Raw genomic sequence first — 13410 nt, 5'->3', positions numbered from 1 at the left:
GAGGGGCGGCTTCGAAGCTGCCGCTGACTGACGGGTCAGCTGAGGGTCTTGTTTCCTTCTGGCGCCTGCGGTGACGCTATCCGCCAGGAATCAGTACAGCTGGACGCGGGTCAGGACGCAGTGCGGCTCGTCGGCATCGGCGACGAGCACGTACGCCGCCACTCCAAGTGAGCCGTTCAGGCCCAGCGGCATCCGCCGCTGCTGGGGCCTCGTGTGGAGGCGGTGCTGCCGGACACCATGCCTCTTGTTTCGTTGATCTGGACTTTGGCCGCGACGATCGCGCCGAAGACTTCCGGCGGCAGGGACAGATCCTTCAGCAGCGCGTCGACCTCGTCCGACAGGACGCAGGGCCAGCCTTCCCCCTCGTCACCGTACGGGTCACTCAACGGGCAGCCCCGCAGCTCGGCGGGCCTCGATGGCCTCGGTGGTGCTGTGGGTGGGCAGTGTTCCGTTCAGTGCCGCCTCGGTCAGCCGGTCGCCCTTGTCCTGATCGGCGTCCAGCATCGCCTCGCACCACCAGTGGCGCAGGACCGCCTCGGCGTCCTCGGGGGCGGCGGCCGGCAGCTCGCGGTAGAACTCCATGCACCGCTCGCTGGACAGCGCGGCACCGATGCCGTCCGCGTTGCGCGGCACCGAAGCGGGTTCGTGGGCCCCCGGCGCCCCATGCACGGGCTGTGCACTCATCAGTCGGGTTCCCCTCCGTCAGGGCCGTCTGCCGTCTCCCCACGCTCCGGTCGACCGCCCCAGCGTCCTCGAAGCCCCGGCTACCGCAGTCACGTCACCATCTAGGGGCACGAGGTGCTGTAGTCGCTCGTGCCGGAATCGCACTTTTCCCACGAGGACCCCCACAACGTCATTGACAGCAACATTGCTAGGCCAACCACCGCGAAGGCCGCCCCCATTGCGCCGACGAACCAGTCCACGAAGGTGCCCGCGGACGGGAGCGTCCAGCGGGACGGGTCCGCCGGGTCGTAACAGACCGTGACCTGGGTGCCGGGTGGCGGGTTGTGATGGAGCTCGCGGGCCAGGTTGTGCTCCGTTTCCATGGGGCGGCCGTCGGCCGTGGTCCAGGCAATGACCGGGGAGTACACGGTGGCCGAGGGGCCCGAGCGGTAGGTCCTCATGCTGGAGGGCTGCAAGCGGGTCACCACCCCCTCCGCTCTCGCGCCCTTCCGGCGCAGGCTCCGGGCCCGGAGGAGGTCACGGCACCCAATCGCGCTGCAGACAGTGCCGACCAGCATGAAGGCCGCTGGGAGCAGCAAGGTTTCGAAAGAGAGAGGCACGAGGACCAGTTCCGGATCAGCGGCGGTGGGACAGGGGCAGCCTAGGCGCGACATGGCGGGCAGCGGCGCCGGGGGCAGCAACGGTGCGGGCGCGACCAGCTCAGCGTCAACGCTCGCCCGGTCCCACCGTCCCATCGACGGAAGTGTGAAGGAGTGCCCTCCGCCGCCCGCGACCCGTGGCAGCTCCGTCCGCAGCGACAGTGACCGCCCCGCACGCGTCGACGAGAAGCACGGCTTGGCCGGACGGCGGGTGTGTGTGGCCAAGAGCGGCGGCCGGGCTGCGTGGCGACCGCGGTCGGGCTGAGGAGAGTAAGAGTCCCGTCACGGTTCAGGGCGGGACACGGTGTCGGTGACCCCCGACCGGACGTTCTCAGGGCGGGTAACCGTCCGGCGCGGCAGGAGGGTGGAGTAGACGACGCTCGTGGTCAGGGAGCCGAGCCGGGCCAGTTTGTCGACCACGTGCTCGAGGTGGCTGACATCGCGGGCGGTCAGCCGGAGGACGTAGCACTCGTCGCCGGTGACACGGTGGCACTGGAGGATCTCGGGCTGGTCGGAGATGAGGCGGCGCAGCGGCTGGTGGGCCGTACCTGGGTACTTCAGCCGCACGATGGCCTGGATGCCGAGGCCGACGCGGGACGGATCGACCGCCGCGTGGTACCCGGTGATGACCCCGAGACTCTCCAGCCTGCGTACCCGCTCGGTCACTGCCGACGGGCTCAATGCGACGCGGCGGGCCAGCTCGGCATACGACAGGCGGGCGTCCTGTTGCAGCTCTTCCAGGAGGGACCAGTCCAGCTCGTCCAGTGCAGCAGTGGATTCATCGGTCATCATATGAATCTACCGCTGGTTCCCCTCCTGGATACCCGCGTCGACCAGGGAAAACTCTGGGGCCGGGGCGGGTACGGGCCATAGTCTCGATGGCCTCGTGATCACTCCCAGTCGACAGGAGCCGGGCATGGCCCACCGTTCCCCCTTCACCCTGGTGGATGTCTTCAGCGACCAGCCGCTCCAGGGCAACCCCCTGGCCCTGGTCCCGGACGCCGACGAGCTGCCGGAGTCGCTGATGCCACGCGTCGCCCGTGAGTTCAACCAGGCCGAGACGACGTTTCTGCTGTCCCCGACGGTGCCGGGGGCCGATTGGCGGTTGCGGTCCTTCACCGCAGCAGGCGTGGAGGTGTTCGGCGCCGGCCACAACGCCCTCGGTGCCTGGTGGTGGCTGGCCGCCACAGGACGGCTCGGGCACCGTGACGGGCCTTGGTACCAGCAGCTCGGTTCCGAGATCCTGGAGGTCGGCATCGCGGTCGGACCAGACGGGCTCGTCGATGTCACCATGCGGCAGCGCGCCGCCGAGTACGGGCAGAAGCTGACCGACCGGGCCGCACTTGCCCGCGCTCTCGGAGTTGACGACGGCGACCTCGGCGCCGGCGATGGGCTGCCGGTGGCCCAGGTCGTCTCGACCGGCGCGGCCCATCTGCTGGTCGGTTTGCGCGGCCAGGGCACCGTGGATGCCGCGGCTCCCGACGCTGAGCGGCTGCGTGGCTTGTTGCCGACGGTCGGCGGCCAGGGTGTCTACCTGTACGCGCTCGACCCCGCGGAACCCGACGCTCAGGTGCACGCACGGTTCGTCAATCCGGTCGCGGGGATCACCGAGGATCCTGCGACGGGGAGCGCCGCGGGTCCCCTGGCGTGCCTTCTCCACCGTCACGGGTTGGCCGGCGACCGGCTCACCATCGTGCAGGGGCACGCCCTCGACCGGCCCTCCCGCATCCAGGTCACGTTCGCGGACGACGTCCCGTCCATCACGGGCCGCGCGGCCCTCGCCGCAGACGGCACCCTCAACCTGCCCGTATGAACGGCAGCACCCGTGCAGCGCGGTGCGGTTCACCGTGCCGGTCAAGCGAGTTGAGGAGGGCCGCGGCGACCTCTCCGAGGGCTCTCGCAGCGTCCGCTATGCGGCTGCCACCGCCCGAAATCTGCTCGACGACCAGATCGAGCAGAGCGCCAAGAGCGAGTGAGTATGGGAGCAGCTCTCCCCGAGGGACTGCTCTGACAGGGCGTGTCACATCTTGAGGTGCTGTCTTCGTCCAGGACGACGAACACCCAACCGTCGTTCTCGCGCAGAAGAAGGAGTTTCTCGTGTTTGCCGCCTACCTCGTGGTCACCCTCCTCACCGCAGCTGTCAACGGTTCGGCCGCCATCGCCAACTTCATCGGCCACGACTACCCCAAGAGCCAGGCGGACAAGTTGCGTGTGCCCCGGTCCTGGATGCGCCCGCTGGGCACACTGCTGGCGTTGGGGGCGCTGGGGCTGCTGGCCGGGTTCGCCGTGCCGGTGCTGGGCATGCTCGCTGCCACCGGTCTCGTGCTGTACTTCCTGGGTGCACTCTTTGCCCACCTGCGGGTTCGTGACCACCAGCTGGGTCCCTGGGCCGTGTTCTTCTGTCTGCCCGTGGCTGCTCTGGCCGTGCATCTGGCCTACCACGGCACCCCGTGACCCGGTGCAGCCCGTCCCTCAGGAGGAGCCACACCCCATCAGTATCCTGCCGATTCAGCGGCTACGAACCCACCGCACCTTCGAGCCTGCCTGCCGAAGGCGCCGTGGGTTCCCGGCGAAAGCACCCCAGTCACGCTGAACTCACGGCCGACGTGCCATTGACGAACGTGTCACCCCCTACGGTTGGATCTGGCTCTCCCAAAGTGATGAGCGTCTACTCCCCGGAGGTACCACTGCGCCACAAGTCGCAGGTGTTCAGCAGCCGGTGAATCCGGTCTGGGCAGGAGTGCCCTCCCTCGCCCGCTGCCTTGAAGCGGACCGGTGGCCATGGCCCACCATCGCCGAACTCGCGGCCGTCGTGACAGTCCTCGTCACGGCACAGCAGCTCACCACCTCATAAAGCGCCCCGCCCACGGCATTGCCGACGCTGTTGGTCAATTCAGCGTCCTGATCACTTCTCCCCCGTCGAGTTGCTGCCCGGCAGGGCCGGTCCGGCCACAACCCGATCTACTTCGGCCGTCTGCGCGGCGCGACCTGGCTGAAACGTCGTCAACGACCAGGTGATGGGCATCGGCGGGCTGGTCGTGCCTGGTACGTTGCGGGACTCGCTGTTCACCCTGGATGCCATCCACACCATCGACGGCGGGCCCCGCCCCGAGACCCGTAGTGACCGACACCGCCTCCCCCACTCCGACACCGTGTTCGGGCTGTTCGCGATCTGCGGCCACCAGTTCTCCCCGCGCATCGCCGACCTGGGCGACACTCGGTTGTGGCGCACCAACACCTGCGCGATCTGCGGCCGGATCTTCAAGACCCCGCACCTGCTGCAGTTCATCTCCGACGGCGGCTACCGCCGCATGCCCGCCACCGACGACATGGGCACCCGGCTCTCGCCGATCGCCTACGAGCACATCAACTTCCTGGGCCGCTACGCCTTCACGCGAGCCGACTCGGGCGCCGGCTTGCGGCCCTTCCACGACCCGGCACAAGAAGCGGACGCTCCCGGCGCCCCGATGGCAGCACCAACGTTATGAAGTGGTGGCGGCAAGCCCGCACGGCCCGTGGACACCGACCCCGACCTCGCTCACATTCGGCAAGAGCTGAGCGTCACGCCGGTGGCCGGGTGAGTTTGGCAGCCACGGCGTCGAGGACCCAGTTCAGGCCGGTCGCGAAGGATGCCTCGGCGTCCACGTCCGTGCCGTCGTACACGGCCTTGGTCAGCGCCGGGAAGCGGCCCGTGGCCAACATTCTCGTCACATGAGGGCCGGAGGCGCGCTGCCAGTCGCGCTTGGACAGGCCCGTGGCGCGCTCGGCCCGCAGGTTCGCGATCTCGCGCCTGATCGCGCCAGTGAAGTAGGCGCTGACAGTCTCCACCGCGCGCATGACGGTGTCGACGTCCGCGAGGCCGTCGAGGGCGGCCAGCGTGGCCTCGGTCACGGCGAGGCCGTTCGGTCCCAGGGCCGGGCGGCCGCCGAGCAGGTCGGCCAGCCATTCGTGACGGAGAGCGGCCTGCCTGGTGCGGTGGGCGAGAATGCTCAGCGCCTCCCGCCAGTCACCGGGCTGCTGATCGGGGAGAATCTCGGCGTGGACCTCGTCCACCATGAGGTCGAACAGCTCCTCCTTGGTGGAGATGTATCCGTACAGCCGCATCGGGCCGGCGTTCAGCCGGGCGGCGACCTTGCGCAACGACACCGCCTCCAGCCCGCCCTCGTCGGCCAGCGCGATGGCGGCGGCGACGATCCGCTCCCGGTCGAGCGGCACGGGGCGAGTCGGCGGCTCCGGCCGGTCCCACACAGTCATGGTCACATCGTACTGTTGCGATGCGCCGTAATGGAGAAATACAGTGTATCGCCATGAGACACCGAATCGCCGTGGTCGGGAGCGGCCCTGCCGGCCTTACCTTCGCCCGCGTCCTGCACCGCCACGATTACCCCGTCGGCGTCCTCGAACGCGATGCCGCCCCCGACGCCCGCCCCCCGGGCGGCACGCTGGACCTGCACGAAGGGCTGGGCCAACTCGCGCTGGACAAGGCGGGGCTGCTGGCGGAGTTCCAGGCGCTGTCCCGTCCCGAGGGGCAGGCCATGCGCATCCTGGACGCGGACGGGACCGTCCTGCGCGACTGGCGACCCCGCCCAGATGACCAGGCCAATCCCGAGATCGACCGCGGGCAACTCCGTGACCTGCTGCTCGGCCCTCTCGACGTCCGGTGGGGGCGGGGCGTGACGCAGGTGGTGCCGGGGACCCGGGATGGCGTACTGGTCCATTTCGCGGACGGGCGACAGGAGACGTTCGACCTCGTAGTCGGCGCGGACGGCGCCTGGTCCCGGATCCGCCCGGCAGTCTCGTCAGTGACGCCGCACTACACCGGCGTCACCTTGGTCGAGACCTCCCTGCACGACGTCGACACCCGCCACCCTGACCTCGCCCGGTTGATCGGCGACGGTTCCGTGGCTGTGTACGGCGTGAACCGAGCTCTCGTCGCCCAGCGCAACAGCGGCGGCCACGTCAAGGTGTACGCCCAGTTCCGCGCGCCGCTGGACTGGCACACGAACCTGGACCTGGCCGACGTCGAGGCCGTGCGATCGAGCCTGCTGGCTCTGTTCAACGGCTGGGCCGCTCCCGTCCTCGACCTCCTCCGCCACGGCACCGCCTTCGTCCACCGCCCCCTCTACGTCCTGCCCGAGTCCCACACGTGGACCCACGTCTTCGGGGTGACGCTGCTGGGCGACGCCGCCCATCTGATGCCCCCATTGGGGGCGGGCGCGAACCTCGCGATGCTGGAAGGCGCCGAACTCGCCGAGTCCATCGCCACCGGCCCCGGAGATCTGGACGAGGCCGTCCGCGCCTTCGAGGAACAGATGTGGGCACGGGCCGGCAGGTGGGCGAAGATCACGATGGCCGGTCTGGAACGCCTCGTGAGCCCGGACCCCGCCGAAGCCCTCGCCCTCTTCGACCAAGTCCAGCCATCCTGACTGCCAAGCGCGAGAGCACCAGCACCAACAGCTCGCCACGGCTTCACGGGACAGTACGGCACCGCCGCGGTCCCTTCCGGCAGAACCACCGCCCGCAATACGAACACCGCCACAGGGCGGTGAGCAGAACCGAACTCGGCCAATGGCGTTGGCGAGCCAGGGCGGGCGGGGTTACCGCCACCTCGCGGTATCTCTCCCGAAAGCAGCCCACTGAGATCCCCACACACCTGCGTCTGACCTTCTGGCCTGCGGTAACTCCGCGCGACAGACGGCGCTCGGGGCACGATCCTTCGCACCGCTGCCTCACCTTTCGGCCGAAGGGCTGTGCGACCACCGAGGCACAGCGTTGGGCGCTGCGCTCCTGGACCGCCTGCTGGATACCGTGCGCGACCTCCAACTGGCCGACCCCGGGCGGGCTCCACCGACTTCGGCTGACGCGTCATCTTTCAAGGTCCCCGGCAGGGACAGGCTCTGAGGCCTTCAACTCGCCTGTTCCGGCTGCGGTTGCGTGGCTTGCGGCCGAACGGACAAACCGGAGGGAATGCGTCGGCCTCCCCGTGCGGTTACCCGGTCCGTCAGCAATTCGACAGCGAGTGGAACGAGGGGATCAAGATGCACGCGGTGGACACGATGTTCCTTTTCCTTGCCGAGGACGCGGCGGTTGAACGCATCGATCGCAAGGGCCCGGGCGGACCACTCGCATACGTCTGGGTGCCTGACGCGGACGCCGCCGCGCGCGTCGCCGCCGACCAGGCAACGGCGGGTCTGGGCCTGCTGGAGCTGTACCGGGGCTTCGGCCTGGCCGAGGCCGGCCAGGTGATCGAGGCGGTGGCAGGCCGCGCGCCAGTCGGGTTCGCCGGCGACCTCGGCGGAGTGAGGCATCCCCGATCGGTCACGCTGTTCGGCGATCCCGATGCCGATCCGCTCACCGACACGGTCACGGTCGAACACCCGCATGGGGCCGCCACGACCGTGGCACCGGCACCCGATGATGACGCCATGGTCGCCGCCGCGGTTGCCGCAGTTGACGCAGGCGCCAACATCGTGGAGATCTGCGGCGGCACGCCCGCGGCCACAGCGGCGAAGGTGCACGCGGCCGTCGACGGGCGCGCCGGGGTGACGCTCGTACGCTGGCCGTTCGAATCGATCACCGCGGCTGCTGCCTATGCGGCGGCCTTCCCGGGCTGACAGAAGTCGCCGTCCCACAGCGGACTCATCAAGATCGAAACCCGCCGCAAGCGCGCACTGTCCCAGTTCCCCGAGTCGGGGTCACCCACCCACAGATCCCCAACTGCCTCAGGCACTCAGTCACCGGGGCATGGTCCGGCAGCATCTCGCTTGCTCTACGGCGGGATTCTGGTCGACCTCTGGTGCCAACAAGCATGCAAACGACATTCGCTGAGCGCCGGGTTCCGCAGCTCGTGTGGCCAACTATGTGATCTCATTGGGTGATCGGTGTTCAGTCGGGCGTGGAACCGGTGGCGCATTGCTGCTGGCTGCGAATCTGGCCCAGAAGCCGCTCCACCAAGGTGGCGTCGCGGAGTTGGTGGACGACGCCCTTGCCCGGCTGGACCTGGAGCACCTGCGCCATCGCGACCCGTCAGAGCTCAGCCTCGCCGCCCGCAAGCGCGTGGCGGTCGCCTCAGTCGTCGCCATGGAACCCCGTCCTCGTCCTGGACGAGCCACCGGCGCCCAGGACGCGCCAGGAAAAGCCCTCCTTGGCCGGCTGGTCGACGACCTCGCCGCAGCAGGCAAGGTGGTCATCGCGATTACCCACGACGTGGAGTTCGCCCGTCGACACGCCAGCCGGATCGTCGTGCTCAACGAGGGCAGGGTCCTGCTCGACGGCTCTCCATCCGAGGTCTTCGCCCAGCCGGACACCCTTGCCTCGATGTTCGTGCTGCCGCCGGCGGGAGTACGGATCTGCGCCGCGCCACCGGAATCCCGACACCGCCGCCCGAGTGCAGCGACCTTCTGGCGCTGGCGCCGACTTCCTGACGCCCGGATCACCCCGCCGGTCACAGGCCCCACAATCCCCCCATCTCATCCAGGCAGGGGCGAAGGTCCGGCTGGCCTACCGCTCGGGCACGGTGAGAGTTTCGAACACAGTGAGTGGTTCCGCTGGGCGAGGACGGTGCCCGGGCGACGGGCGAGCGCAAAGAGCGCTTCTTGGATGTCGCGTCGTCTCCCAGCGGATGCGCAGGTGCCGGGAGCCGTGGAAACAGTCCGGGCGCCGCAGCCTGTCGGCACCCGTCTGAGGGGGCAAGGACTGCTCGAGATGGGTGGGACTCCCATCGAGCGGCGACAAGCTCAGTCGAGTTCGTCGAGCGCGGCGATGGTCTCCCAGCGCTCCCCCAGCGTATTGAGGAGCCTCGCCGTCGTGGCGTCGCCGGCGTCGTCCCCGAGCAGCGCACGGTCGAGCCGCCGGGCACGTCGGTTGATCTCGCGCAAGGTCGTTTCACCTTGCTCGGTCAGCGACAACAGCTTGCGCCGCGCGTCCCGGGTCGAGGGGCGACGGCGGATCAGGTCCCGTTTCTCCAGGCGGCGGCATACGTCGGCCATCGTCGAGGTGTCGAGGGCGACCGCGCCGGCGAGATAGCTCTGGTCGCTGTCGGGGTAAGCGTGGATCACTGTGAGGACCGCGAACTGCGGGCCGGTCAGTACCGAGTCGACGTGACGGTGCCAGGCAGCCAGGTAGGCCTGATACATCCGGCGGGCTCCGTAACCGGGCGCGGCGACCAAGTCGTCGGGCGGGGCCGGAGTCATCGGCACAGTCCGCTCGACGTCGTCGCTTATGCGTGCCGGCCCGCTCATCTCACCCTCCATAGCATGTCCGCCCCACTTGGCGCCATGGATTCTACGTGCTCGGACGATGGTGCCGAACCGCGTAGCCGGGCCAGTGGTTCATCGCAAGCCGTGGCGCACGGAAATTCAGGCCCCGGCTCTTGAGCGTCCGGATCATCCGTGCTCGCATGGCCTGATTCACAGTACCGGCCAGAGGAGTTCTTCATGGCTCAGACCCGAATTCGGCAGTAGTGGTGGCCACACGCTGGTGAGATGGCGACAGGTGCTTGCTGTCCGGGCCGGCTCGCGGTTGTCGGGCCGGACCGAGCAGGAGCAGGAAGGCAGCCGTCGGGTGAGGAGTTCACGAGTCGGTCGCTGGGGGCGACGGCAGGTCCGTGTCGGCCCGCCGGATGGACCGGATCGGCGGGGGTGGCCAAGGTGGCCGATCTCGTCGACTGCCTCGGGAGCACCACGGCCCTGGATGCCGGAGTCGGCCCGACCAAGCAGCGTCGCCGGGGCCTGTTTACGGGCGGACTGCTGGTCCGGCTGACGTCCCGCCGGCTGACCGGTGGACGGTTCTGGTCCGGGTTGGATCGGACATGGCCGACACCGCGGATGCGGTACTCGCCCCGGTCCGGTTCCCCGCCTCGCCACTGCGGCCGGGCAGGCACGTCGATTCGACACCGGCCAGCAGCGGGGAATCGAGGCCGGGATCGCCGCGGTGTACCGGCGGGTCCTCTCCCGGGTCCCGCCCGACGCCGCCGAGTCGATCAAGCCCGCGGTCGCCGGGCTCCCGCCGGATTCGGGTCGGCCCGAACGCTCTGCTCGCAGCCTGATCACGGCCGGCCCGCGGCGGGGGAACCGCACCACGTTGCGGCACGACGAGCGCGCCACCGGGCCGGCTGAGGCCCGGACCGTCAGCTGCCGGACCGGTCATCTCGGCGCAGAAGAGCCCCCGCGGGAGTCAACTCACGTGCAGCCGCAGGAGCTTGGCCCGGGCGGATCGTGACGTGGCCACGTGGCGCTGCAGCGCTGTTCACGCGCATCAAACCGCGCCGCGCAGTCGAAATCGGCCGGTGCGTCGTCAAGGGTATTGCGTCTTCGGATAATCCGTGCTCGGATCATTTCCTCGACGGACTCACACTGAGGCGGAGGTCAGGGATGGCAGCGAGCCAGTCGTTCGAGGTCGTGATCGCCGGAGCCGGCCTGGGGGGCCTGTGCGCCGCCCTTTCACTGCGGCAGCGCGCTCTGCGAGTGACGGTGGCCGAGGCCGCGCCGCAGCTCGGCGAGATCGGCGCCGGGATTCAGACCGCGCCGAATGCGAGCCGCATCCTGATGGGTCTGGGTCTGCGCCCTCAGCTGGAGCGGATCCGGACCGAGCCGCAGGACCAGGTGCGCCGACGCTGGGCTGACGGCAGCATCATCGCTCAGCTCCCGCTCGGGCAGCGTGTGGCCGACGAGTACGGGGCGCCGTACTGGCACTACCACCGCGCTGACCTGCACAAGGTGCTCCTGGACGCTTGCCTGGACCCGGAGGGCCCGGGGCCGGTCGTCCAGATCGCCACCGGCGCTCAGATCGTTGATGTGGACCGTAGGGACCCGAACCGGCCGGCCGTCGTCGCGGCGGACGGACGCCGTTTCACCGGCGACGTGGTGGTGGGCGCTGACGGTATTCGTTCCGCGGTGCGCGAGGCCTCAGGTTTCGAGGACACTCTGGTGTTCTCGGGGGAGATGGCCTATCGGGCCCTGATCCCCGGCGACCTGATCTCCGCGGATCCCGCGACCCGGTTCCTGGCCGACCGGTTCCACTCGACGATCTGGTACGGCCCGGACAAGCACCTGGTGCACTACATGATCCGTGGCGGCGACTACCTCAATGTCGTCGCGATCGTGCCGTGCAGCGAGACGATCGAGCGGGAGTGGAGCGGGCCGGCCACGGCGGCGGATCTGGCTGCGGAGTACACCGACTGGGACGACCGGGTTCCCACGATGCTGGCGAAGGCCAAGGACGAGGACGTCTCGCTGTGGGCGATGTTCCGTCGCCGCCGCGACCCGGCGTGGGTCGACGGGCGGGTGGCGCTGCTCGGCGACGCCTGCCACGCCATGCTGCCCTACCAGGCCCAGGGTGCCTCGCAGGCCATGGAGGACGCCGCCGTGCTGGCCGAGGAGCTGGGCCAGGTCACCCGGGAGGGCATCGACGCGGCTCTGGTGCGCTACGTGCACCGGCGCGCAAAGCACGCCGGCATGGTGCAGGACGCCTCCCTGCGGAACATGCACTTCTACCACCTGCCGGACGGGCCGGAGCAGCGTGAGCGTGACGCGAAGCTTCGCGGCTTCAACGGTGAGTCCGACGTTTCCTACGACTGGCTGTGGAACGGCAGTCCCCTCGCCGACCCGGACAACGAATCGATCCACTATCAGTTCGCACGCTGACCAACGCCCCTGCTCCACCCACCGCAAACGAAGCGAGTGTGCTTATGCGTACCGGAGATCAGATCGTCCAGGACCTGCCCTGGCGATGGAGTGTCCAGGGTAAGATCTTCCTCCTTGGCGGACTCGGCTACATGTTCGACGCCTGGGACGTCGCGCTCAATGGTTTCCTGACCCCTCTGGTGGGGCGGGAGTTCGATCTGCCGACGGCCCAGGGTGGTCTGGTCGCCACCGCGAACCTGATCGGCATGGCGGTCGGTGCCGTGGCGTGGGGAACCGTCGCCGACCGGATCGGACGCAAGAAGGCTTTCAGCATCACCCTGCTGATATTCGCGCTGTTCTCGGTGCTGGGGGCCCTGTCACCCAACGTCGAGGTCTTTCTGCTGCTGCGCTTCCTGGCCGGGGTGGGGCTCGGTGGTTGCATCCCCGTCGACTACGCCATCGTCAGCGAGTTCTCCCCCCGCAAGCACCGGGGGCGGGTGCTCTCGGCGATGGACGGGTGGTGGCCGGTCGGTACGACCCTGGCCGGGTTGTCGGCGACCTTGCTGGTCCCGGTGCAGGGCAACTGGCGCTGGATGCTCGCGCTGATGGTCCTGCCCGCCGTGCTGCTGTTCTGGGTGCGCCGAGGAGTGCCGGAGTCCCCGCTCTACCTCGTCCGCAAGGGCCGTGAAGCGGAGGCACGCGCGGTGATCGACGACTTGGTCCGGCGGACCGGCGCGGCCCCGGAGCCGTACGTGATACCAGCTGCGGTCACCGAGGACACCCGCGGTGGGGCGGCAGCTGCGGCGTTCGACCAGCTGCGGCGGGTCTGGGCGTTCAACCCGAAGGTCACCGGCGTGGCCTGGTCCCTGTTCGTCACAGTCATGCTCGTCTACTACGCGGCGCTGAGCTGGATGCCCTCCATCCTTCGCGCCGAAGGGTTCGGCGAGATAGCGGCGTTCGCGTCCACGACCTTGATGAACACGCTGGGCATCGTCGGTGTCCTCATCGCGGTCCTGGCGGTCGACCGGGTCGGCCGCAAGTGGGTGATCGGGGTCGCCGGGCCGCTTGCCGCAGCCACGCTGGTGACGTTCGCACTCGTCCTCAAGTCTCCGGCCGGTGCCGTCGTGGCGATCGGTGCGTTCGGTATGTTCGCGCTGATCGTCATTCCGGTCATGTACGCCTACGTCTCCGAGCTCTACCCGACCGAGCTGCGCGCGTCGGGGTTCGGGTGGGCGTCGTCGTCGAGTCGGGCGGTGACCGGTTTCGCGCCGCTCGTGTTCGGCAGCGTGCTGTGGCCGTTGCTCGGGCTCCCGCTCACCTTCGCTGTTCTGGGGCTGCTCGTCGCGGCTGCGGTTGTGTTCATGGCCGTGGGCGCGCCTGAGACCCGTGGTGCCGAGCTCGACCGGGTTCCCGGCAGCACCCCGGAGGTTCCCGCTCCGGACGCCGCGGCCCCGGCCGGGTGAGCC

Annotated in this window: 16 protein-coding genes and 1 pseudogene; 9 read left to right on the top strand and 8 right to left on the bottom strand. The window is 69.3% G+C overall.

What is annotated here, in order from left to right:
- Nucleotides 1–176: 176 nt before the first annotated feature.
- The 4 genes from ACTWQF_RS18085 to ACTWQF_RS18070 all read right to left on the bottom strand — a co-directional run bounded on the left by ACTWQF_RS18085 (nucleotide 177) and on the right by ACTWQF_RS18070 (nucleotide 2111).
- Nucleotides 177–386 (bottom strand): hypothetical protein, encoded by a 210-nt coding sequence (locus ACTWQF_RS18085; RefSeq protein ID WP_443280441.1) that lies wholly within the window; start codon nucleotides 384–386, stop codon nucleotides 177–179.
- The gene (locus ACTWQF_RS18080; RefSeq protein WP_443280440.1) at nucleotides 379–684 is read right to left on the bottom strand and encodes a hypothetical protein; all 306 of its coding nucleotides are present in this window, start codon (nucleotides 682–684) and stop codon (nucleotides 379–381) included. The genes ACTWQF_RS18085 and ACTWQF_RS18080 overlap by 8 nt, the downstream gene beginning before the upstream one ends.
- Before the next feature lie 101 nt (nucleotides 685–785).
- Nucleotides 786–1241, bottom strand: coding sequence for a DUF3592 domain-containing protein (locus ACTWQF_RS18075; RefSeq protein ID WP_443280550.1), 456 nt, complete (start codon nucleotides 1239–1241; stop codon nucleotides 786–788).
- Nucleotides 1242–1604: 363 nt separating this feature from the next.
- A complete protein-coding gene (locus tag ACTWQF_RS18070) occupies nucleotides 1605–2111 on the bottom strand; it encodes an Lrp/AsnC family transcriptional regulator (protein WP_443280438.1) in 507 nt (168 codons plus the stop codon).
- A gap of 127 nt (nucleotides 2112–2238) precedes the next feature.
- Between ACTWQF_RS18070 and ACTWQF_RS18065 the strand changes: the two genes are divergently transcribed.
- The 5 genes and pseudogenes from ACTWQF_RS18065 to ACTWQF_RS18045 all read left to right on the top strand — a co-directional run.
- Entirely contained in the window at nucleotides 2239–3135 is an 897-nt protein-coding gene (locus ACTWQF_RS18065) for a PhzF family phenazine biosynthesis protein (RefSeq protein ID WP_443280437.1), read from the top strand.
- Nucleotides 3136–3169: 34 nt separating this feature from the next.
- Nucleotides 3170–3298, top strand: a complete 129-nt coding sequence (locus ACTWQF_RS18060) for a hypothetical protein (protein ID WP_443280436.1) — start codon at nucleotides 3170–3172, stop codon at nucleotides 3296–3298.
- Between the two features lie 121 nt (nucleotides 3299–3419).
- Nucleotides 3420–3776: a DoxX family protein gene (locus tag ACTWQF_RS18055; RefSeq protein ID WP_443280435.1), complete on the top strand. Its 357-nt coding sequence runs from the start codon at nucleotides 3420–3422 to the stop codon at nucleotides 3774–3776.
- 265 nt (nucleotides 3777–4041) lie between these two features.
- A complete protein-coding gene (locus ACTWQF_RS18050; protein ID WP_443280434.1) occupies nucleotides 4042–4176 on the top strand; it encodes a hypothetical protein in 135 nt (44 codons plus the stop codon).
- Nucleotides 4177–4330: 154 nt separating this feature from the next.
- Nucleotides 4331–4810 (top strand): annotated as a pseudogene (locus ACTWQF_RS18045) (Tn3 family transposase); the annotation flags it as partial.
- 73 nt (nucleotides 4811–4883) lie between these two features.
- On the opposite strand, the gene ACTWQF_RS18040 reads toward ACTWQF_RS18045, so the two are convergent.
- Nucleotides 4884–5576 (bottom strand): TetR/AcrR family transcriptional regulator, encoded by a 693-nt coding sequence (locus tag ACTWQF_RS18040; RefSeq protein ID WP_443280433.1) that lies wholly within the window; start codon nucleotides 5574–5576, stop codon nucleotides 4884–4886.
- A gap of 53 nt (nucleotides 5577–5629) precedes the next feature.
- Between ACTWQF_RS18040 and ACTWQF_RS18035 the strand changes: the two genes are divergently transcribed.
- Together ACTWQF_RS18035 and ACTWQF_RS18030 are read left to right on the top strand one after the other, a co-directional pair.
- Nucleotides 5630–6748: an FAD-dependent oxidoreductase gene (locus ACTWQF_RS18035; protein ID WP_443280432.1), complete on the top strand. Its 1119-nt coding sequence runs from the start codon at nucleotides 5630–5632 to the stop codon at nucleotides 6746–6748.
- Nucleotides 6749–7378: 630 nt separating this feature from the next.
- The gene (locus tag ACTWQF_RS18030) at nucleotides 7379–7936 is read left to right on the top strand and encodes a DUF6506 family protein (RefSeq protein ID WP_443280549.1); all 558 of its coding nucleotides are present in this window, start codon (nucleotides 7379–7381) and stop codon (nucleotides 7934–7936) included.
- 271 nt (nucleotides 7937–8207) lie between these two features.
- On the opposite strand, the gene ACTWQF_RS18025 is transcribed toward ACTWQF_RS18030, so the two are convergent.
- The 3 genes from ACTWQF_RS18025 to ACTWQF_RS18015 all read right to left on the bottom strand — a co-directional run bounded on the left by ACTWQF_RS18025 (nucleotide 8208) and on the right by ACTWQF_RS18015 (nucleotide 9562).
- Nucleotides 8208–8330 (bottom strand): hypothetical protein, encoded by a 123-nt coding sequence (locus ACTWQF_RS18025; RefSeq protein ID WP_443280431.1) that lies wholly within the window; start codon nucleotides 8328–8330, stop codon nucleotides 8208–8210.
- Between the two features lie 60 nt (nucleotides 8331–8390).
- Nucleotides 8391–8525, bottom strand: coding sequence for a hypothetical protein (locus ACTWQF_RS18020; RefSeq protein WP_443280430.1), 135 nt, complete (start codon nucleotides 8523–8525; stop codon nucleotides 8391–8393).
- A 533-nt stretch (nucleotides 8526–9058) separates the two neighbouring features.
- Nucleotides 9059–9562 carry a MarR family winged helix-turn-helix transcriptional regulator gene (locus ACTWQF_RS18015; protein ID WP_443250046.1) on the bottom strand — a complete coding sequence of 168 codons (504 nt, stop codon included), beginning with the start codon at nucleotides 9560–9562 and terminating at the stop codon, nucleotides 9059–9061.
- Nucleotides 9563–10693: 1131 nt separating this feature from the next.
- On the opposite strand from ACTWQF_RS18015, the gene ACTWQF_RS18010 reads away from it, so the two are divergent.
- On the top strand, nucleotides 10694–11965 hold the full coding sequence (locus ACTWQF_RS18010; protein ID WP_443280429.1) for an FAD-dependent monooxygenase: 1272 nt from the start codon (nucleotides 10694–10696) through the stop codon (nucleotides 11963–11965).
- A gap of 44 nt (nucleotides 11966–12009) precedes the next feature.
- Nucleotides 12010–13407, top strand: coding sequence for an MFS transporter (locus ACTWQF_RS18005; protein WP_443280428.1), 1398 nt, complete (start codon nucleotides 12010–12012; stop codon nucleotides 13405–13407).
- Nucleotides 13408–13410 lie beyond the last annotated feature (3 nt).

It is taken from the genome of Streptomyces sp. 8N114 (genome assembly GCF_052245835.1).
Taxonomy (GTDB): Bacteria; Actinomycetota; Actinomycetes; order Streptomycetales; family Streptomycetaceae; genus Streptomyces.
The sequence above is the reverse complement of the archived record's forward strand: the minus strand, read 5'-3'. Positions and strand labels throughout refer to the sequence as shown.

What these genes read in the sequence shown, in the direction of transcription:
- ACTWQF_RS18080 (WP_443280440.1), bottom strand. Translation starts at nt 684, where the DNA reads ATGAGTGCACAGCCCGTGCATGGGGCGCCGGGGGCCCACGAACCCGCT.
- ACTWQF_RS18005 (WP_443280428.1), top strand. Translation starts at nt 12,010, where the DNA reads ATGCGTACCGGAGATCAGATCGTCCAGGACCTGCCCTGGCGATGGAGT.
- ACTWQF_RS18030 (WP_443280549.1), top strand. Translation starts at nt 7,379, where the DNA reads ATGTTCCTTTTCCTTGCCGAGGACGCGGCGGTTGAACGCATCGATCGC.
- ACTWQF_RS18070 (WP_443280438.1), bottom strand. Translation starts at nt 2,111, where the DNA reads ATGACCGATGAATCCACTGCTGCACTGGACGAGCTGGACTGGTCCCTC.
- ACTWQF_RS18035 (WP_443280432.1), top strand. Translation starts at nt 5,630, where the DNA reads ATGAGACACCGAATCGCCGTGGTCGGGAGCGGCCCTGCCGGCCTTACC.
- ACTWQF_RS18015 (WP_443250046.1), bottom strand. Translation starts at nt 9,562, where the DNA reads ATGAGCGGGCCGGCACGCATAAGCGACGACGTCGAGCGGACTGTGCCG.
- ACTWQF_RS18040 (WP_443280433.1), bottom strand. Translation starts at nt 5,576, where the DNA reads ATGACTGTGTGGGACCGGCCGGAGCCGCCGACTCGCCCCGTGCCGCTC.
- ACTWQF_RS18065 (WP_443280437.1), top strand. Translation starts at nt 2,239, where the DNA reads ATGGCCCACCGTTCCCCCTTCACCCTGGTGGATGTCTTCAGCGACCAG.
- ACTWQF_RS18075 (WP_443280550.1), bottom strand. Translation starts at nt 1,241, where the DNA reads ATGCTGGTCGGCACTGTCTGCAGCGCGATTGGGTGCCGTGACCTCCTC.
- ACTWQF_RS18010 (WP_443280429.1), top strand. Translation starts at nt 10,694, where the DNA reads ATGGCAGCGAGCCAGTCGTTCGAGGTCGTGATCGCCGGAGCCGGCCTG.